The 18,761-nt window shown below is 66.7% G+C and carries 16 protein-coding genes; 7 read left to right on the forward strand and 9 right to left on the reverse strand.

What is annotated here, in order from left to right:
* Positions 1-21: 21 nt before the first annotated feature.
* Positions 22-2,226: a sulfatase-like hydrolase/transferase gene (locus B0E46_RS03435; RefSeq protein ID WP_077554305.1), complete on the reverse strand. Its 2,205-nt coding sequence runs from the start codon at positions 2,224-2,226 to the stop codon at positions 22-24.
* Between the two features lie 89 nt (positions 2,227-2,315).
* Complete coding sequence (locus tag B0E46_RS03440; RefSeq protein ID WP_077554306.1) at positions 2,316-3,563, reverse strand: multifunctional CCA addition/repair protein; 1,248 nt, start codon at positions 3,561-3,563, stop codon at positions 2,316-2,318.
* 132 nt (positions 3,564-3,695) lie between these two features.
* On the opposite strand from B0E46_RS03440, the gene B0E46_RS03445 reads away from it, so the two are divergent.
* Entirely contained in the window at positions 3,696-4,283 is a 588-nt protein-coding gene (locus B0E46_RS03445) for a histidine phosphatase family protein (protein WP_077554307.1), read from the forward strand.
* A 103-nt stretch (positions 4,284-4,386) separates the two neighbouring features.
* On the opposite strand, the gene B0E46_RS03450 is transcribed toward B0E46_RS03445, so the two are convergent.
* A complete protein-coding gene (locus B0E46_RS03450; protein WP_077554308.1) occupies positions 4,387-6,432 on the reverse strand; it encodes a transglycosylase SLT domain-containing protein in 2,046 nt (681 codons plus the stop codon).
* Positions 6,433-6,565: 133 nt separating this feature from the next.
* Between B0E46_RS03450 and B0E46_RS03455 the strand changes: the two genes are divergently transcribed.
* Complete coding sequence (locus B0E46_RS03455; RefSeq protein ID WP_077554309.1) at positions 6,566-8,164, forward strand: glycoside hydrolase family 17; 1,599 nt, start codon at positions 6,566-6,568, stop codon at positions 8,162-8,164.
* Here B0E46_RS03455 and B0E46_RS03460 read toward each other — a convergent pair.
* The 5 genes from B0E46_RS03460 to B0E46_RS03480 form a co-directional block, all read right to left on the reverse strand.
* The gene (locus B0E46_RS03460; RefSeq protein WP_254425025.1) at positions 8,075-8,509 is read right to left on the reverse strand and encodes a hypothetical protein; all 435 of its coding nucleotides are present in this window, start codon (positions 8,507-8,509) and stop codon (positions 8,075-8,077) included. The two genes, B0E46_RS03455 and B0E46_RS03460, sit on opposite strands and share 90 nt — an antisense overlap.
* A complete protein-coding gene (locus B0E46_RS03465; protein ID WP_077554310.1) occupies positions 8,506-9,321 on the reverse strand; it encodes an endonuclease/exonuclease/phosphatase family protein in 816 nt (271 codons plus the stop codon). The genes B0E46_RS03460 and B0E46_RS03465 overlap by 4 nt, the downstream gene beginning before the upstream one ends.
* 132 nt (positions 9,322-9,453) lie before the next feature.
* A complete protein-coding gene (locus B0E46_RS03470; RefSeq protein WP_077554311.1) occupies positions 9,454-10,104 on the reverse strand; it encodes a thiol:disulfide interchange protein DsbA/DsbL in 651 nt (216 codons plus the stop codon).
* Between the two features lie 67 nt (positions 10,105-10,171).
* Complete coding sequence (locus B0E46_RS03475; protein WP_077554312.1) at positions 10,172-11,050, reverse strand: thiol:disulfide interchange protein DsbA/DsbL; 879 nt, start codon at positions 11,048-11,050, stop codon at positions 10,172-10,174.
* Between the two features lie 99 nt (positions 11,051-11,149).
* Positions 11,150-11,896 carry a c-type cytochrome gene (locus B0E46_RS03480; protein ID WP_077554313.1) on the reverse strand — a complete coding sequence of 249 codons (747 nt, stop codon included), beginning with the start codon at positions 11,894-11,896 and terminating at the stop codon, positions 11,150-11,152.
* A gap of 116 nt (positions 11,897-12,012) precedes the next feature.
* Between B0E46_RS03480 and B0E46_RS03485 the strand changes: the two genes are divergently transcribed.
* On the forward strand, positions 12,013-12,717 hold the full coding sequence (locus B0E46_RS03485) for a GTP-binding protein (protein ID WP_077554314.1): 705 nt from the start codon (positions 12,013-12,015) through the stop codon (positions 12,715-12,717).
* A gap of 49 nt (positions 12,718-12,766) precedes the next feature.
* On the opposite strand, the gene B0E46_RS03490 is transcribed toward B0E46_RS03485, so the two are convergent.
* Positions 12,767-13,258, reverse strand: a complete 492-nt coding sequence (locus B0E46_RS03490) for a GAF domain-containing protein (protein ID WP_077554315.1) — start codon at positions 13,256-13,258, stop codon at positions 12,767-12,769.
* A 122-nt stretch (positions 13,259-13,380) separates the two neighbouring features.
* Here B0E46_RS03490 and bioD point away from each other — a divergent pair, with 122 nt between their 5' ends.
* The 4 genes from bioD (at position 13,381) to B0E46_RS03510 (ending at position 18,758) form a co-directional block, all read left to right on the forward strand.
* Positions 13,381-14,058 carry a dethiobiotin synthase gene (bioD, locus tag B0E46_RS03495; RefSeq protein WP_077554588.1) on the forward strand — a complete coding sequence of 226 codons (678 nt, stop codon included), beginning with the start codon at positions 13,381-13,383 and terminating at the stop codon, positions 14,056-14,058.
* 53 nt (positions 14,059-14,111) lie between these two features.
* Positions 14,112-14,459 carry a hypothetical protein gene (locus B0E46_RS03500; protein WP_077554316.1) on the forward strand — a complete coding sequence of 116 codons (348 nt, stop codon included), beginning with the start codon at positions 14,112-14,114 and terminating at the stop codon, positions 14,457-14,459.
* A gap of 115 nt (positions 14,460-14,574) precedes the next feature.
* Positions 14,575-16,785, forward strand: a complete 2,211-nt coding sequence (gene dcp, locus B0E46_RS03505; protein WP_077554317.1) for a peptidyl-dipeptidase Dcp — start codon at positions 14,575-14,577, stop codon at positions 16,783-16,785.
* Between the two features lie 137 nt (positions 16,786-16,922).
* On the forward strand, positions 16,923-18,758 hold the full coding sequence (locus B0E46_RS03510; RefSeq protein WP_077554318.1) for a monovalent cation:proton antiporter-2 (CPA2) family protein: 1,836 nt from the start codon (positions 16,923-16,925) through the stop codon (positions 18,756-18,758).
* Positions 18,759-18,761 lie beyond the last annotated feature (3 nt).

An 18,761-nucleotide genomic window follows, 5' to 3' on the forward strand; every position in this document is an offset into this window, starting at 1 on the left:
GGCACCGGGGTAACCGCTTGATCAGTGCACGGTCGCTGTGGAGCTGGCCGCTGCCGGCATGGAGGTCGGGCTGGCAGGTGCCGGTGTCGAAGTGGCTACTGCCGGCATGGAGGCGGCAGGTGCCGGCAGCGGCAACGGTTGCACTGGTGTGGCATCGGCTGGCCGGCTGGCCAGCTGGCCGCACTTGAACAGCTCGCTGGCGACCTGGTAGTAGGCGATGGTCTGGTCGATCAGCGCCTGGTTTTGCGGCTGCACGGGCGTGGCGTCGCCGGTGGCGAAGTCCGGTTTCAGCTGCTCCAGCTTGCGTTGCGGCTCGAGCACGGTGAGCACGTCGCCGCGCAGATAACCGAGCTTCTCGTAGGTGCCCGGCAGCGCATGGCCTTCGCCGGGCGACAGCTGGAACACGTCCTGACCGAAGAAGCGCGTGCGGTAGCTGAAATTGAGCATGCCGAGCAGGGTCGGCGGGATGTCCAGCTGGCCCATCAGGGTTTCCACCCTCTGCGGCGGGAAATTCTTCGGCGAATAGATCCACAGCGGGATGTGGTAGTGGTTGATCGGGATGGCGGTCTTGCCGGCGCTGGAGGCGCAGTGGTCGGCGGTGATCACGAACACGGTGTTGTCGAAGTACGGCTTGCTGCGCGCACGCTGGATGAAATCCTTGATCGACCAGTCGGTGTACGCCACCGCGCCGGGACGCGACGGCGCGACCTGCGAGACGCGGCCGGCCGGGTAGGTGTACGGCCGGTGGTTGGAGGTGGTCATGATGTGCAGGAAGAACGGCTTGCCGGCGGCCTGCGCGTCGTCCATCTGCTTCAGCGCCAGCGTGTACAGGTCCTCGTCGGACACGCCCCACACATTCTGGCTGTGGATCACCGCATCCTTGGGGATGTCGCCGCGGTCCACCGTCTTGTAGCCGTTGTGGCTGAAGAAGTAGTTCATGTTGTCGAAGTAGCCGTAGCCACCGTAGACGAAATCGGACTGGTAGCCGCGATCGTTGAAGATATTGGCCAGCGAGAACAGGTTTTCGTTGTTGTGCTCGCGGATCAGCGAATCGCCCGGCGTCGGCGGTACCGACAGCGACAGCGCTTCAAGTCCGCGCACGGTGCGCGTGCCGTTGGCGTAGAGGTTGTCGAAGAACACGCTCTGGCCGACCAGCGAATCGAGATACGGGGTGAGGTTGTCCTTGTTGCCGAACGTGCCCAGGTAGTCGCCGGACAGGCTCTCAACGCTGATCAGCACCACGTTGAGATGCTTCTCCGGCCCGCTGTGCCGGATGGCGCGGGTGAGATCCTTCGGGTCGTCGCTGACGAAGCTCGCATTCGGCGCCTTCAGCGACTCGCGCACGAGGCGGAAGGCCTCGTCGTCGGGCAGCGTGCGGTAGAACTTCGCGTAGTCGAGGTGGCTGCTGCGGAACGCGGCGAAGAACTGGTAGATGCCGTTGCCGGCCAGCTCGTTGAGGTAGTTGTTGGCGGTGCGGTCCTTCATGCCGCTGTTCACCGCGTACAAAGAGACCACGGTCAGCACCAGCCACAGCAGCGCCACCTTGCCGCGCTGCCAGAAGCGGCTGCCATCGTCGCGCGTGCGCAGGCCGCGCTTGCTCAGCATGAACACCACCAGCGCAAACACCACCAGCAGCGCCAGCCAGCGGCCGATCGGATAGGACTCGCGGATGTTGCCGATCACCTCGTTGGTGTAGACCAGATAGTCCACCGCGATGAAGTTGAAGCGCACGCTGAACTCGTTCCAGAACACCAGCTCGGATGCGGCCACGAACAGCAGCCCGTACAGCAGCACCAGCCCCATCACGTAGATGCCCCATTGCCCGCTGCGCGCCGAATAGGCCAGCGCCGGCATCGGCAGGAAAAACAGGAACAGCGCGACCAGCGGCCACGACTCATGCAGGTGCACATGCCACAGCAGGAACACCAGGCCCAGGCAGGCCGCATACAGCAGAGCCATGCCGATCAGGTACAGCAGCCATTGCGCGAGCCCGGACACATGCGCGCGCCGCGCCGGCACCAGCCACAGGAACAGCACCATCGGCCAGGCCAGGTAGATGAAGGTGATCAGGTCGTAGCCCAGCCCCACGCCGAAGGCATAGAGCAGGTTGAACGGGCTGTGGGTGACTTCCTTGCCGGACATCACCAGCAGCGCGACGCGCGTGACGAAGCAGATGACCAGGAAGGTGATGGCCAGCCACCACAACGGACGGAAGCGCTGGCGCATGGGCGGGACCGTGGTGAATGCACGCGACACGGGCAACTCCAGAGAGGGGTGAGGGTCAACGCCCGCTGCGGACGCCGAAAACTGCAGCTTTATACAACGGCTGGGCCGGCGGAGTGTTCACTTTTCACTGCGGCGATCGACTGCAGGCGCGCCGCATCCATCGCCTTGCCGATCGCCGGGCCGGACAGGCCCAGTGCGACGAAGCCCGCGGCACTCACGGCCGCCGCCGCCGCGCGCGCCTCGCGCAGGTAGGTGGCTTGCGGATAGGCGTCGTCTGCATGCCCCAGGCGACCGCGCTTGTCCGCCTCGCAGGCGGCCAGGAACACCTCGAGCCGTTCGGGCCGGCGCAATGCGTCGAGCGAGCCGAGCAGTTTCAGCACGGTGGCCGGTTTCAGCTCGAAGGCGCGATGGGCATTCAGATGCTCGCGGCATACCTGTTCGGCCAGCGTGGCGTACTCGGTGGGCACCTTCAGCCGTGCGCACAGCCCACGCAGCGGCGCCACGCCGAGATGTTCGTGACCGACATGCCGCGGCAGTTCGTCGGGCGGCGTCAGCGCCTTGCCGAGGTCGTGCGCGAGCGCGCAGAAGCCGACCAGCTCGTCGCCCGGCGCCAGCCGCGCCGCGGCGTCCAGCACCAACTCCAGATGCACGCCGGTGTCGATCTCCGGGTGGAATTCGGCCCGCTGCGGCACGCCATACAGTGCATCGACTTCGGGAAACAGCACGGCCAGTGCGCCACACTCGCGCAGCACGCGCAGGAACGCCGACGGCTGCGGCTCGCCCAGCGCCTTGCGCGTTTCCGCCCACACCCGCTCGGGCACCAGGTGGTCGACCTCGCCGTCGTCGACCATCTGCCGCATCAGCGCCATGGTCTGCTCGGCCACCGTGAAACCCAGCGGCGCGAAGCGCGCGGCGAAACGCGCCACCCGCAGCACGCGTACCGGATCTTCCACGAACGCGGGCGACACATGCCGCAGCACCCGCGCCTCGATATCGCGCACGCCGTGGTACGGATCGGTCAGGGCGCCCTGCGCGTCCTCGGCGATCGCATTGATGGTGAGGTCGCGCCGCGCCAGGTCCTGCTCCAGTGTCACCGAGGCGTCGGCCTGGAACACGAAGCCGCGGTAGCCACGCCCGGTCTTGCGCTCGGTGCGCGCCAGCGCGTATTCCTCGCCGGTCTTCGGATGCAGGAACACCGGGAAATCCTTGCCCACCGGCCGGTAGCCGAGCGCGAGCAGGTCCTCCGGCAGCGCGCCGACCACCACATGGTCGTGATCGACCACCGGCCGCCCCAGCAATTTGTCACGGACCGCGCCGCCGACCAGATAGATGTGCATGGCGGGATTCTGCCATGCGCACCCGCACCGTCGCGCATCACGCGACGGCTTGCACGCGCGTTCAGCTCCGCGGCCATGGCTGGCCGGTTGCGCTGATATTCTGGCGCGCACCCTTCAGGAGGAGTCCAGGTCATGCATTTGCGCCACTGTTTTCTCGCCTTGTTGCTGTGGCCGGTACTGCTGTCGGCGCACCACGCCGGCAAGGACGCACAAGGCCTGCGCAATGTCACGGTGCTGATCGTGCGGCACGCCGAGAAGCCCGACCAGGGCAACGGTCTAAGTCCGCGCGGCGAGCAGCGCGCGCAGGCTTACGCCAGCTATTTCGATCCGCTGCAGCTCGATGGCGGCACGCTGCTGCCGCAGCGTCTGATCGCCACCAGCGACAGCAAGGCGAGCATGCGCCCGCGGCTCACCTTGACGCCGCTGGCCGCACGCCTGCAGCTGCCGATCGAGCAACCCTGGGCCGACGACCAGGTCGACGCCCTGGCCAAGGAGTTGCGCAAGAAGAACCAGGCCCCCGTCGTGCTGATCGCCTGGCATCACGGCCATATCGTGAAATTGATCGAGGCGCTGGGCGGCGATGCCAAACAGTTGCTTGGCCGCAAGACATGGCCGGGCGATGTCTACAACTGGGTGGTGGTGCTGCACTTCGATGGTCAGGGTCGCCTGAGCGAATCCGCCAGCCGGCTGGTACGGGAGCAATTGTTGGCGGGGGATTGAGCAGGGAGTGGTGGCCTTCCTTTGCCAAGCCGGGATGCGTGTGGTTGCTGGGCCAGAGATAGTTCTGCCGTTTAATCACCTCAGCTCCTTAAAATCAAAAGCTCTACGGCGAAGCAGGTTGCGTGGAGGTGGCGTTGGCCGGTGCGCCAGCCGGCGCGGGCGCCGGGCAGTCGATCGCCCTGCGCACCGTACCGGCATCCGGCAGTTGGTATGCCCGACCGATCGCCGTCAGCCGCGAACTCATCGGCAGCGCGTTGCCGTGCATGCGCCAGTCGTACATCACGCTGAAGTCCATCACGCGCGCCACGTATTCGCGGGTTTCCTTGAACGGGATGGTGGCGATGAACAAGTCGGGCGGCAGCTGGCTGCGTGCGGCCACCCATTGATCCGCGCGGTTGGGGCCGGCGTTGTAGGCGGCGCTGGCGAGCCAGGGGGCGCCGTTGTAGCGCGCCGCCACCTGCGCCAGGTAGCGCGTGCCGAGTTCGATGTTGACGGCCGGGTCGTACAGCGTCTCGCCGCCGCCCCAGTCGAGGCCGTTGCGCTTGGCCACCAGCGCGGCGGTGGCCGGCACCAGCTGCATCAGGCCGCGCGCGTCGGCAGCGGAGCGGGCGTCGCTCACCCACGCGCTTTCTGCGCGCAGGATGCCGTAGGCCCAGGCGGGGTCGATGCCGGCCTGCTCGGCCTGCGCTACCAGGCCGTCCTGGCTGGCGAGCGGGAAGCGTAGCGTGTAGTAGTGCATCGCCTCGTCGTGGTTGAGGGTGAATGCCGCGCGGTCGTACCAGCCGCGGGCGTCCGCCAGTTTGACGGCCAGCACTTGCGTGCGCTCGTCGACGCCATCCAGCGCGCGCGCCCATTCGCGCCGCGCCAGCTTCGGCAGGTCCACCGCGAACAGCTCGAACGCGCGCTGCAGGCCAGGTTGCGCAAGCAGCGCCTGCTCCTGCTGCGGGTCGTCGATCGGCGCACGCGGGCAGATCGCGTAGGGCAGTCCAAGCCGGTCGGCGGCGAGGAAACCGAAGAACGTGGTCTCCCGGGCGAGGCTGGCATACAAGGTCTGTGCCGGCATGGCCTGACCGGTGGCGGCCAGCGCACGGGCGCGGAAGTAGCGCCATTCACCGTTCTGCTGCTGCCTGGCCGGCATCGCGTCGATCGCGGCCAGCACCGCCGGCCACTCCTGCTGAGCCAGCGCCACCCGCACCCGCCATTCGCGGCTGGCGTCGGACTGCGCGGCGGCGGGCAGGGCGATCAGCCGGGCCAGCGCGTCGTCGTCATAATCGGTGGCGTGGAACAGCGCCAGCGCGTGCAGGACCTGGTTGCGCTGCGGCTCGCTGAAGCTGAAGCGAGCCTGCAGCTTCTGCCAGGCGCTGTCGGCGCTGGCGGACTGGCGTCGCGCCAGCCGGCTCAGCGCCAGCGTCACCGCCTGCGTGTAGCGTGCGGTGTCGGGCCAGTTTGCGGCCGCTGCCGCTGCACTCGCCGGATCGCGCAAGGCCAGCGCCAGTTGCTGTGCGCTGGCGCGTTCGTCGGCCGGCAGCCAGTCGGCCAGGCTGGCGATGGTGCCGGCCTGGCCGGCATCGGCGGCGCGGTCGATCCGCGCCCATAGCCGGGCGCTGGTCAGCAGGCCCTGGTCGTGCGCGGCGTTCAACACCGGGTCGCAGGCGCCGGGCAGGTTCGGTTTCGCCCATAGCGCCGCCAGGTCCTTGTCGAAATCCAGCATGCCGCCGCTGGCCAGCCGCGCCTGCAGCGCATCGCAGCTCAGGGCGTCGTTGGTGCCCGGCTGGTACAGCGCGAGAAAACCGTCCCAGTCCTGGCGCCGCGCCAGTTCCAGCAGGAAGTCGCGGCGCAGGTCGGTGGCGGGAATCCAGTCCGGGTATTGCTTCAGGTACGACTCGACTGCGCTGCGGTCGACCTGCTGGATGTCGTGCTCGAGCGCGGCGGCCTGCAGGTAGGGGTACAGCGGATAGTCGCGCAGGCCGGTGGCCAGGCTGCGCCAGCCGTCACCGCCCTGCTGGGCAGCGGCATAGGCCTGCTTGAACGCGGCACGCTGGGCCGCATCGGGTTCGCCGGCATGTGCGCTCGTGGCACCGAGCAGCCAACTGGCGGCCAGCAGCAAGCCGGCCAGCATGGGGCGTCGTGACGTGGCGGGAACAGACATGGAAACTCCTGCGATCAATCCGCTTGAAGTGTAGTTGATGCTCCCCGGACGGCCAGATGAACACGGGTGATCGGCGCATTCTGGCGTGCCTGTTAAGCTGACGCGCTTCCTCGTCAGCATCTACGGACCCGGCATGTCGTCAGCCTCTTCGCCCGTCAATCACCGGCACGGATTTGCGTGGCTGGCGCTGGCCTTGCTGGCGCTGGCCGGTGCGTACTGGTGGTGGGCGGTGGGGCGGCCGGTAGCGTTGCCGGACGCACCGTCGGCGCGGATTGCCTGCGTGTCGTATGCGCCATTCCGCGAGGCGGGCGAAACGCCGCTCGATCCGAATGCGTTCATCAGCCCCGAGCGCATCGATGCCGACCTCAAGGCGTTGTCGCAGCGTTTCGATTGCGTGCGCACGTATTCGCAGGGGCAGGGTCTGAGCGCGGTGCCGGAGATCGCCAGCCGCTACGGCATGAAGGTGCTGCTGGGGATCTGGCTGGGTGCCGACAAAAAGGCGAACGAACAGCAGGTGCAGCTCGGCATCGCCACCGCGCGCAAGTATCCGCAGGTGCTGCGCGGGGTGATCGTCGGCAACGAGGTGCTGTTGCGCGGTGAACTGTCCTCGGCGCAGCTGGCCGGTTATCTGCACCAGGTTCGCGCTGCGGTCAGCGTGCCGGTGACCTATGCGGATGTATGGGAGTTCTGGCTGCGCCATCCGGAACTGGCCAGCTCGGTCGATTACCTCACCATCCATATCCTGCCGTACTGGGAGGACCAGCCGGTACCGCCGGAGCGCGCGGTGCAGCACGTGGCGACGGTGTACGCGAAAGCGCAGGCGGCGTTTCCCGGGCGCCGCGTGATGATCGGTGAAACCGGCTGGCCCAGCGCCGGGCGCCCGCGCCAGGCGGCCAGTGCCAGCGTGGTCAACGAGGCGCGCTACCTGCGCGAATTCCTGCGCTACGCGGCCACGGTGAACATGCCGTACAACGTGATCGAGGCGTTCGACCAGCCGTGGAAGCGTGCGCAGGAGGGCACGGCTGGCGGTTACTGGGGCATCTTCGATGCGCAGGCGCGGCCGAAGTTCGCGATGGTCGGGCCGGTGACCGAGGAGCCACACTGGTGGGTCGGCTGGCTGGCTGGTGTGGCCGGCGCGGGCCTGTTCGTGCTGGTGGGGGCTTGGCGTCGTCGCTGGCGCGGTTGGCGCGGCTGGCTGATCTTGAAGCTGGCCGGGTTCGCCAGCGGTTGCGCGCTGGCCTGGCAGGTCCGGCAGATGCTGTTTGCCTGCCGCGATCCGTGGGAGTGGTCGGTGTCGCTGCTGGCCTGCGTGCTGGCCTTGTTCAGTGCGCTATGGCTGGCGCGCTGGCTCACGGCGCAAATGACGGCAGGCGAGTTGCCTGCGTTGCCGCGCTGGCTGCGCTTCGGCTGGCTGTTTGCGCTGGCGTTCTACGGGCTGCTGCTGGTGTTCGATGGCCGCTATCGTGATTTTCCGCTGGGCCTGTTCATGCTGCCCTGTACGGGTTACGCGCTGGTCGGCTGGCTGTTCGATCGGCGTGCGACGGCGATGCCGCTGCTGGAAGAGCGCTTCCTCGCCGTGGCGGTGTCCCTGCTGGCGGTGAGCGTGCTGGCGCAGGAGGCATGGCTGACGCCGGTGGCGTGGCTATGGCTTGGCCTGAATCTGGCGATCGCGTGGCCGGTGCTGGCCGAGTGGTGGCGTGGATGGCAGAGCCTGCAAGCGCAGCAGGCGTAGGCAACCGATCAGCAGCGCCAGCGCACCGGGCTCGAAGCAGTACAGCTCCAGCGCAAACATGCCCAGTGCAGCGGCCAGCCAGGCGGTCCATGGGTGCTTCCACAGCAGTGCCATCGCCGCGGCGGCAAGTGCGGCGACGCCGTAGACGGTGACCCCGTAGGCGTGATGCTGGAAGCCCAGCACCAGCCATTGCCGCCATTCGCACCAGGCCGGGCTGTGCTCACCGCTGCACAGCTGGCCGATGGCGCTGGACTCGATCAGGTCATAGCGCAGCCACGCGGCGCCCAGCGCCACACTCAGCAGCATCAGCCATGCAGCCGCATGTCGCCACACGCGTGCAGTCACCGGTGACGCCTCCGCGCAGGTGCCTTGCCGCCGACATGCGCGGGCAGGCGGATTTCCGCCGCCAGTGGCAGGTGGTCGGAAAAGGCCTGTGGCATGGCCCAGCGCCTGTCGAGCCGAATCGCCGCCGAGGTCAGGATGTGATCCAGCGCGCGCCGCGGCTTCCAGCTGGGGAAGGTGAGCGTCGGTTCGGTCGGCGGCTGCAGGCTGCATCTGTTGAACAAGTGGCGCATCTCCGCACTGTCGGGCTCGGTGTTCAGGTCGCCCATCAGCACCGCATGCGGGAAATCCTGCAGCAACTCGGCGATGAAGCCGAGCTGGCGCACGCGCGCCGGTGCACTCAATGACAGATGCGCGATCATCACCGCCAGTGCGCTGTCGCCTTCGCCGAACTGGGCCAGCAGCGCGCCACGGCCGGGGATGCGGCTGGGCAACGGGTAATCCAGCACCGAATGCGGTTCCAGCCGGCTGATCAGCCCGTTCGCGGTGTGCGCCAGCCGTGCCATCGCGCGGTTCGGTTGATGGCTCCAGTACGGCATCCCGGCGGTTTCGGCGAGATAACGGGTCTGGTTGAGGAAGCCCGAGCGCAGGCTGCCGGCGTCGGCTTCCTGCAGGCCGATCACGTCGAACTGCGGCAGCATCTCGGCGAGCCGGTCGAGGTTGTCCATCTTGCTGCGCCCCGGCAGCACCGCCTTGATGCTGCGGGTGACGTACTCGCTATAGCGTTGCACGCTGGCGCCCGCCAGGATGTTGCAGCTCAGCAGGCGCAGGCGGCGCTCGGCAGGGGCGGCTTGGAGGGAAGCGGCGCGGGTCATTGCAACACACTGCACGGGGAGGGGATGCCGACGGTCCCGCAAGCGGAACCGTCGGCCGATACTGCAGAAAGCATGATTCACCGGAAGTGAACCACCCACCAGCCGCGCTCGGCGCGCCCGCAGGTGGCCGGATTACTTGTTGCCCAGCTCGCGCTTGGCCAGCCACAAGGCGACGGCGGCCAGCTCATCCATGGACTGGACGTTGTTCACCTTGTACTTGCCATCGATCACGATGCTCGGGGTGCCGTCCACCTGCCATTTCTGGATCAGGGCCAGATCGGCCTTCAGCTTGGCGGTGGCCTCGGGCGAGTTGGCGATGCGCAGGAATTCGTCGCGGTTGACGCCCTGGCGTGCATAGAAATCGGCCAGCTCATCCATCGAGTTGATCGGGTAATGCTCGTCGAACTTGGCCGTGAACAGCTGCCGGTGCGTGCGGTCGACCACGCCGAGCTGGTTGGCCGCGTAATAGGCACGCGCAAACGGCAGCCACTGCTCGCTGAAGGGGGCCGGCACCAGCTTGAATGCCACGCCGGCCGGCAGTTCCTTGCGCAGCTTGTCGGCGATCGGTGCGAAATGCGCGCAGTGGATGCAGCCGTAGGAGAACACTTCGACCACCTCCACCTTGCCCGCGCTGCTGTAGCGCTGGTGCGGGCCGGGCAGGGTCACGTATTGGTTGCCTTCGGTATACGGTGCCGGCGAGACGGACTGGGCGGCGCAGGTGCTGGCCAGCAGCAGGCTGCCAAGCAGGGCGAGCAGGCAGGGACGGGCAAATCGCTTGAACATGTGACGATCTCTACGCAAGGTGGCGGTTCGGTTGTCGGACAGTGAGACTAACCGAACCGTTCGGGACCTACTTGCCAGCCGCTTCCTTGGCCACCAGCCACTGGGTCAGCTCGACCGACTGCGCGTAGCCACCGGCAGTGGCTGCCGTGAAACGATACTTGCCGTTGACCACCATGGTCGGCGTGCTGTCCACGCCGTAAGCCTTCATCAGGTCGTCGGCGCGCTTCATCTTGGTGTTCACCGTGAACGAATTGGCGATACCGGTGAACTCCTGCGGATTGACGCCGTACTTGGCATAGAACTTCGCCACATCATCGATGGTCGGCCATGCTTCCTTCGGCTTCAACTTGCCGGCCTTGAGGTCGTAGCTGGCCAGCTCGCCGCTCTTCCACACCGCGTCGTACATTGCATCGTGGGTCTTGTCGACCACGCCCAGCGCCTGGGCGGCGTAGAACGCGCGCTGGAACAGCGGCCAGTTCTCGTCCGGGCGGAACGAGGCCGGCAGGTAGTTCATCACGGCATCCGCCGGCAGGCTCTTGGCGATCTGGTCCACGGTGTCATGGAACGCATTGCACGCCGGGCAGGCATAGGAGAACACCTCGGTGACCTCGATCTTGCCGGGGTGGCTGGTCGGTTGCGCCGGGTCGATCAGGAAGTAGTTCTTGCCCTCGACCCACTTGCCGGTATCGACAAACGGAGTGGCCGGTGCCGCCGGGGCTGGCGCCGCGGCTGTCGTGCCGCTGGCCGCCGGAGCGGTGCTGGCCGAGGCGGCAGGAGCCGTCGCGGTCGCTGCGACAGCCGGCACCGGACTGCTGGCTGCCGGGGTGGCGGCTGCGCTGGTGGTCGCGGCAGGTGCAGCTGGCTGGGCGGCACCGCTGCCATTGTCATGGCTGCAGGCGGCAAGCGCGAGCAGGGCGGCACACAGGATCGGCAGACGCTTCAACATGGAGTACCTCGGCGGCGGAACTTGGACTTGATTGACTCGGGGGGAGTGCGGCTGAAACCGACAGCGCCGACCTTGTGGTCGGCGCATGAATCGTCCGGATCAGGGTGTGGCGGCAGCAGGCTGGTTGTCGGTGCTGTGCAGACCTTCGATGTAACTGGCCAGTGCGGCGATATCGTCGGCGTCGAGTTTCTGTGCGATCGACGGCATGATCTGCGCGTGCGCGTCGTCGCCCCAGGTGGTGCCGTCGTGCCAGGACTTCAGTGTGGCCTGGATGTACTGCGCGTGCTGGCTGGTGAGCTGCGGGTACATCGCGCCCGGGTTGCCGCGGCCATCGACGCTGTGGCAGGCCATGCAGGCAGGGATATCGCGCTTGGTATCGCCCTGGCGGAACAAGGTTTCGCCATGCTCGACCAGTGCCTGGTCGGCTACGCCGGGCAGCGGGGTCTTGCTGGAGAAGTAGGCGCCGATGTCATGCATGTCCTGTTCGGACAGCGGTGTGGCCATGCCCAGCATGATCGGGTTCTGCCGCGTGCCGGCCTTGAAGTCGGTCAGCTGGCGGACGATGTACTGCTCACTCTGGCCAGCCAGCTTCGGATACTGTGCATCGCTGGAGTTGCCATCGAGGCCGTGGCAGGCGCCGCAGACTGCCGCCTTGGCTTGGCCGGCGGTGGCGTCGCCCGGCTTGATGGCGGCTTCCGCCGGTGTGGCCGCGGTGGCGGCAGCGGCTGGCGCGTTGGTTTTCGGCTGCGCATCCTGTGCCATCAGCACACTGGCAGACAGCGCAAACACCAGGGCAATGGCGGACCCGAGAACAGCGGGCCGAAAACCAGCGGACCGAAAACTCATACACTTGACTCCCGAGAGACTTGCGAACACTGCCGTGGATTGCAGCCATCAGGCCTGCAGCAGGCAGAAACCGCAGAATTATCCCTGTGCCACCATAGCTTGGTCAAACCATTCCCATGTCCAATCCCCTGCAAGGCGCGCAGTTCGTGCTCGCCGCACATCGCATCAGCCAGCTGCCTGCCGATCAAGGCGCCGAAGTGGCGTTCGCCGGCCGCTCCAATGCGGGCAAGTCCAGCGCGCTCAATGCACTGACTGGGCACAAGGGGCTGGCGCGCACCTCCAAGACGCCCGGACGCACCCAGCAGATGGTGGCCTTCAGCCTGCCGCCGTACAAGGATGTACCAGTGTCGCGGGCGCAGGATGCGCAGGAGCGACCGCCGCTAACCCAGGTCGATGGCCAGCCGCCGCTGGACGTGCGCCTGATCGATCTGCCCGGTTACGGCTACGCCAAGGTGCCGCTGGAGATGCGCGAGCACTGGAAGCTGGAAATCGATGCCTACCTGCACCAGCGCCGCAGCCTGCGCGGGCTGGTGCTGATCGTCGACATCCGCCATCCACTGAAGGAGTTCGACCGGCTGATGCTGGAGTTCTGCTCCGCCACCCAGCTGCCCTGCCATCTGCTGCTGACCAAGGCCGACAAGCTGTCGCGCGGGCAGGCCACGCAGGCGCTGGCGGCGCTGCGCAAGCAATTTGCGGCTGAAGGCTTGCATGCCACCGCGCAGGTGTTTTCCTCCTCGGCCGGTACGGGCGTGGACGAGGCGCGCCAGGCAGTGATGACGCTGCTGCGGCAGCCGCGCGAAGGCGCGCATCAGCGGCGCTAGCCCGGGTGTTGCCGATGGCAGCGACCTGGGTCGCTGCCATCCGAACGGATCAACCGGGCACGGCTTCCATGAACACCGCGCACAGCGCCTGCATGCCGGCGCGGTCGTCCTCGTCGAAGCGGTCGATCACCGGGCTGTCCACGTCCCAGACGCCGAGCAGGCTGCCGTCGGCCTTGATCAGCGGCACCACGATTTCCGATTGCGAGGCGGCGTCGCAGGCGATGTGACCGGCGAATGCGTTGACGTCGCGCACCAGCTGGGTCTTGCGGGTCTGTGCGGCGGTGCCGCAGACGCCGCGGCCAAGCGCGATGCGGATGCAGGCGGGCTTGCCCTGGAACGGGCCGACCACCAGCTCGCGGCCGTCGTACAGGTAGAAGCCGGCCCAGTTGAGGTCAGGCAGGCTGTGATAGACCAGCGCACTGAAATTCGCCGCGTTCGCGATCAGGTCGCGTTCGCCGGCGAGCAGGCCGCGCGCCTGCTGCGCCAGATCCTCGTAGTGCTCGCGCTTGCTGGCGTGAGTGTGTGACTTCAATTCGAACATGAAGTGATCCGTAGCGAAAATATCTATTATGCGCCGGGTGATCCGTACCAAGGCCTGTGCATGGCTGTGGGTGGAAAGGATCGCCATGAACTTCACCCGACATGGGATTGGACTTGTCCGAGATCAACCGCAGCGTGTTCATCGCCGGCACCGACACCGGCATTGGCAAGACCCATGCGGCGTGCACGTTGCTGCATGCCTTGCGGGCGGCCGGGCATGCGGCGTGCGGCATGAAGCCGGTGGCCAGTGGCTGCATGGAGACGCCGGATGGTCTGCGCAACGACGATGCGCTGGCGCTGCAGGCAGCCGGCAGCAGCGCGCTGCCGTATGCGGCGATCAATCCGGTCGCGCTGCGCGATCCGTTGTCGCCGCACCTGGCGGCGGCTCACGACGGCATCGAGATCTCGCTGCCGCCGCTGCGGCGTGCGTTCGAGCAGCTCGTTGGCAGCCATCGACGCGTGGTGGTCGAAGGCGTAGGCGGCTGGCTGGTGCCGCTGGCACCGGGGTTGTTCGCGGCGGATATCGCCAAGCAATGGCAATTGCCGGTGATTCTGGTGGTCGGTTTGCGGCTGGGCTGCCTCAACCATGCGCTGCTCACGGCGCGGGCGATCGAAGCGGACGGTTGCCGCCTGCTCGGCTGGGTCGGCAACTGCATCGATCCAGCCATGGACGCGCTGCAAGAAAACCTGGCGACCCTGCGTGAACTGCTGCCCGCACCGTGCCTGGGCGTGTTGCCGCACGGCGTGGCGCCGGTGGCGGCGGCCGCCGGCCTGGTTGCAGCCGTGGCGGTCTTGGACTGAGCTTCACATCCGTTGTGCTTGGATGGGCGCGTAACCCTGCTGTCGGAGGCGACATGACCCGCAACCACTATTACCTTTCCATCGCCGATCTGGCGCATGCGCGCGGCGCCGATCCGCGCTTCGCCTTCGACGGCGCCGGCCCGAACGACTTTGCCGCTGCGCTGCAGCAGGCATTGCGCGATGACGGCCTGTACCAGCGCTGGCGTGTCGCGCAGCCGGATCCCGACGCGGTGGACATGGCGCTAGCCGCCACCGACCCGGAGGCCCAGGTCGACGCAAAGGTCGTCGATCTGCATACCGAGGTCGATCTGGTCACCAGCCTGCCGATGAGCGTGGTGCGGCACCGGCTGTATCTGCTGATCGGCGCGGCCTGGCAGCTGCGCGACCTGCGGGCGGCCTGAACCCGAAGTGTCGTAGGCATGACTTCCGGGCTTGGAGAATCGGCCCGGGAATGGTTACAGTCGGAAGTTCCGACTTACTGTGTCCGATCATGGACGCGCCACTTGGGGAAGCCAGATGCTCCGTCTCCGCTTGATTGTGATTGCCACCACGATGGCGCTCGCCGCCTGTTCGCAGCAGCCGAATGATGCCGCCACATCGCCCGCCAAGGCCGCCTCGGCGGCTCCCGCCAGCAGCGCCGCACCGGTCGCCACCGCCATGACCAGCAACCCGTTCTTCGCCGCCAGCACGCTGCCGTACCAGGCGCCGCCGTTCGACAAGATCCACGATGCGGATTACCAGCCGGCGATCGAGGAGGGCATGAAGCAGCAGCTGGCCGAGATCGAGAAGATCGCGGACAACCCGGATGCGCCGACTTTCGAGAACACCTACGTGGCGATGGAGAAATCCGGCGCCATGCTGAATCGCGTAATGGCCGTGTTCGGTGGCGTCACCGGCGCCAATACCGACGACGCGCTGCAGAAGGTGCAGGAAAATGTGGCGCCCGAGCTGGCGGCCCACCAGGATGCGATCTACCTCAACAGCAAGCTGTTCCAGCGTGTCGAGGCGGTCTACAACCAGCGCGACACGCTCAAGCTCGATCCGGAATCGGCGCGCCTGGTCGAGGTGGTCTACAAGGGTTTCGTGCACGCCGGCGCCAAGCTGTCCGATGCCGACAAGGCCAAGCTGAAGGATCTCAACAAGGAAGAATCCACGCTCAGCACGTCGTTCACCAACAAGCTGCTGGCGGCCACCAAGGACGCCGCCGTGGTGGTCGACGACAAGGCCAAGCTGGCCGGCTTGTCCGATGCCGAGATCGCCGCCGCCGAACAGGCCGCCAAGGATCGCAAGCTGGATGGCAAGTACGTGCTGACCTTGCAGAACACCACCCAGCAGCCCGAACTGCAGGACCTGAGCGACCGCGACACCCGCAAGGCGCTGTTCGAGGCCTCGTGGAACCGCGCCGAGAAGGGCGACGCCAACGACACCCGCAAGATCATCGAGCGCCTCGCGCAGATCCGCGCAGAGCAGGCCAAGCTGATCGGCTTCCCGAACTACGCGGCGTGGAAGCTGGACGACCAGATGGCGAAGACACCGGAAACGGCGATGGCCTTCATGGACAAGCTGGCGCCGGCCGCGGTGGCCCGTGCCACCAAGGAAGCCGCCGACATCCAGGCGCAGATCGACAAGGACCAGGCCGCGCTCAAGCAGCCCAGCTTCAAGCTGGAGCCGTGGGACTGGAACTACTACGCCGAGCAGGTGCGCAAGGCCAAGTACGATCTGGATGAAAGCCAGATCAAGCCGTATTTCGAGCTCGACAACGTGCTGCAGAACGGCGTGTTCTACGCCGCCAACCAGCTGTACGGGCTGACCTTCAAGGAGCGCAAGGACATCCCGGTATACCAGCCGGACGTGCGCGTGTTCGAGGTGTTCGACAAGGACGGCAAGTCGATTGCGCTGTTCTACTGCGACTACTTCAAGCGCGACAACAAGAACGGCGGCGCCTGGATGGACAATTTCGTCGGCCAGTCCAAGCTGCTCGGCACCAAGCCGGTGATCTACAACGTGGCCAACTTCAACAAGCCGGCCGCGGGCCAGCCGGCGCTGCTGTCGTTCGACGACGTGATCACCATGTTCCACGAGTTCGGCCACGGCCTGCATGGCATTTTCGCCGACGAGCAGTATCCGACCCTGTCCGGCACCGCCACCGCACGCGACTTCGTCGAGTTCCCGTCGCAGTTCAACGAGCACTGGGCGACCGACCCGAAGGTGTTCGCCAACTATGCGAAGAACTACAAGACCAATGAGCCGATGCCGCAGGCGCTGGTCGACAAGATGAAGAAGGCCGGCAAGTTCAACAGCGGCTATGCCATGACCGAGCTGACCGCGGCGGCCCTGCTCGACATGAACTGGCACATGCTCGGCGCCGATGCGCCGCTGCAGGATGCCGACCAGTTCGAGACGGCCGCGCTGAAGAAGGACAAGATCGACCTCAGCTACGTGCCGCCGCGCTACCGTTCCAGCTACTTCCAGCACATCTGGGGCAACGGCTACGCCGCCGGCTATTACGCCTACCTGTGGACACAGATGCTGGCGGACGATGCCTTCATCGGCTTCAAGGATCACGGTGGCCTGACCCGCGAGAACGGTGACCGTTTCCGCGCGATGATCCTGTCGCGCGGCAACACGGTGGAGCTGGCCAAGCTGTACAAGGACTGGCGTGGCCAGGATCCGAGCATCGAGCCGATGCTGGAGAATCGCGGCCTCAAGGACGCGCCGGCGAAATAAGCGACAGCCCGGCTGTCACGTTGCAAACAGGCCCGCCATGTGCGGGCCTGTTTCTTTTTGGGTGCCGTGCGCGATATCGCCGCACGAAGGGTGGCTGCATGGAATAATCGGGCCTCTACGACACGAATGGCGCACGCGTGGACAGCTCTCATTTCCTGCAGACCGCGGTGGTGTTCCTGCTCGCCACGGTGATCGCGGTGCCGCTGACCAAGCGCTTCCGGCTGGGCTCGGTGCTGGGCTATCTGCTGGCCGGCGTGGTGATCGGCCCGCAGCTGCTCGGCCTGGTCAGCGATACCGAGGGGGTCGCCGCGATCTCCGAGTTTGGCGTGGTGCTGATGCTGTTCGTGATCGGCCTGGAGCTGTCGCCGCAGCGGCTGTGGGTGATGCGTCGCTCGGTGTTCGGCACCGGCCTGCTGCAGGTGCTGAGCTGCAGCCTGGCGATCGGCGCGGCGGCGTACTACCTGTTCGGACTTTCCGGCAGCGCGGCGGCCATCATCGGCGGCAGCCTGGCGTTGTCGTCCACCGCGTTCGGCCTGCAGATCCTCGGCGAGCGCAAGGAGGCCGGCTCGGCCTATGGGCGCCAGGCCTTCGCGATCCTGCTGTTCCAGGATCTGGCGGCGATCCCGCTGATTGCCGCGGTGCCGTTGCTGGCCAGTTCGTCGTCGGCGCACGGCATCGATCTGCTGGCGATGTTGCGCACGATCGTGGTGATCGCGCTGGTGATGGTCGGCGGCCGTTATCTGCTGCGCCAGGTGTTCCGCTTCGTGGCGCGTGCCGACTCGGTGGAAGTGTCCACCGCCACCGCCTTGCTGGTGGTGATGGGCACCGCGCTGCTGATGGAACTGGCGCATGTCTCGACCACCCTCGGCGCGTTCCTCGCCGGCGTGCTGCTGGCCGATTCGGAATACCGGCACGAACTCGAATCGCATATCGAGCCGTTCAAGGGCCTGCTGCTGGGGCTGTTCTTCATCAGCGTCGGCATGTCGATGGATCTGTCGTTGCTGCTGCATCAGCCGCTGCTGGTGCTGGAGCTGGTGATCGCACTGATGCTGCTGAAAGGCGTGCTGCTGTGGCCGCTGGGACGGTGGCTCGGCGAACTCGAGCGGACCGATGCGCTGCGGCTGGCGGTGCTGCTGGCCTGCGGTGGCGAGTTCGCCTTCGTGGTGCTGAAGCTGGCCACGGGGCAGCAGCTGCTCAGCTCATACCAAGGCAGCCTGCTGGTGCTGGCGATCACCCTCTCGATGGCGCTGACGCCGTTGCTGGTGGCGCTGGTGGCGAAACTGCTGGGCGGCAAGTCGAGGAAATCGACACGTCCATACGACACGATCGACACCCATACGCCGCGGGTGATCATCGCCGGCTACGGTCGCATGGGGCAGATCGTCGCCCGCGTGCTGCGCGCGCAGGGCATTCCGTTCGTGGCGCTGGATCACTCGGTGGAGCAGCTCGACCTGGTCCAGCGCTTTGGCAACGTCACCGACATTTTCTACGGCGATCCGGCACGGCCCGAACTGCTGCGTGCGGCGCAGGCGGACAAGGCCGAGGTGTTCGTGCTGGCCAGCGACGACCCGGAATCGAGCTTGCGCGTGGCGCGGGTGGTACGCCGACAATATCCGCACCTGAAGATCATCGCCCGCGCGCGCAACCGCCAGCACGTATGGCGCTTGATGGACCTGGGCATCGACGAGCCGGTGCGCGAGACGCTGTATTCCAGCCTCAAGCTGACCCGCAAGGCGCTGGAGGCCTTGGGCCTGGCGCCGGAGCGGGCCGCTGATCAGGTGGAGCGCTTCCGGCGCCAGGACGCGGAGCTGATCAAGCTGCAATACGCGGTCTACGACGACGAAGCCAAGCTGGTGCAGACCACCCGCGAGGCACTGGCCGACCTGGAGAAGCTGTTCGAGGCCGATGCCGAGCCTGCCGCCGCACGGATCCGCCAGCGCGATGCCGATGTGCCGTTGGCGGGTTCGGATTGACCG

Origin of the sequence: Rhodanobacter sp. B04 (assembly GCF_002001125.1) — a bacterium.
Classification (GTDB): Bacteria; Pseudomonadota; Gammaproteobacteria; order Xanthomonadales; family Rhodanobacteraceae; genus Rhodanobacter.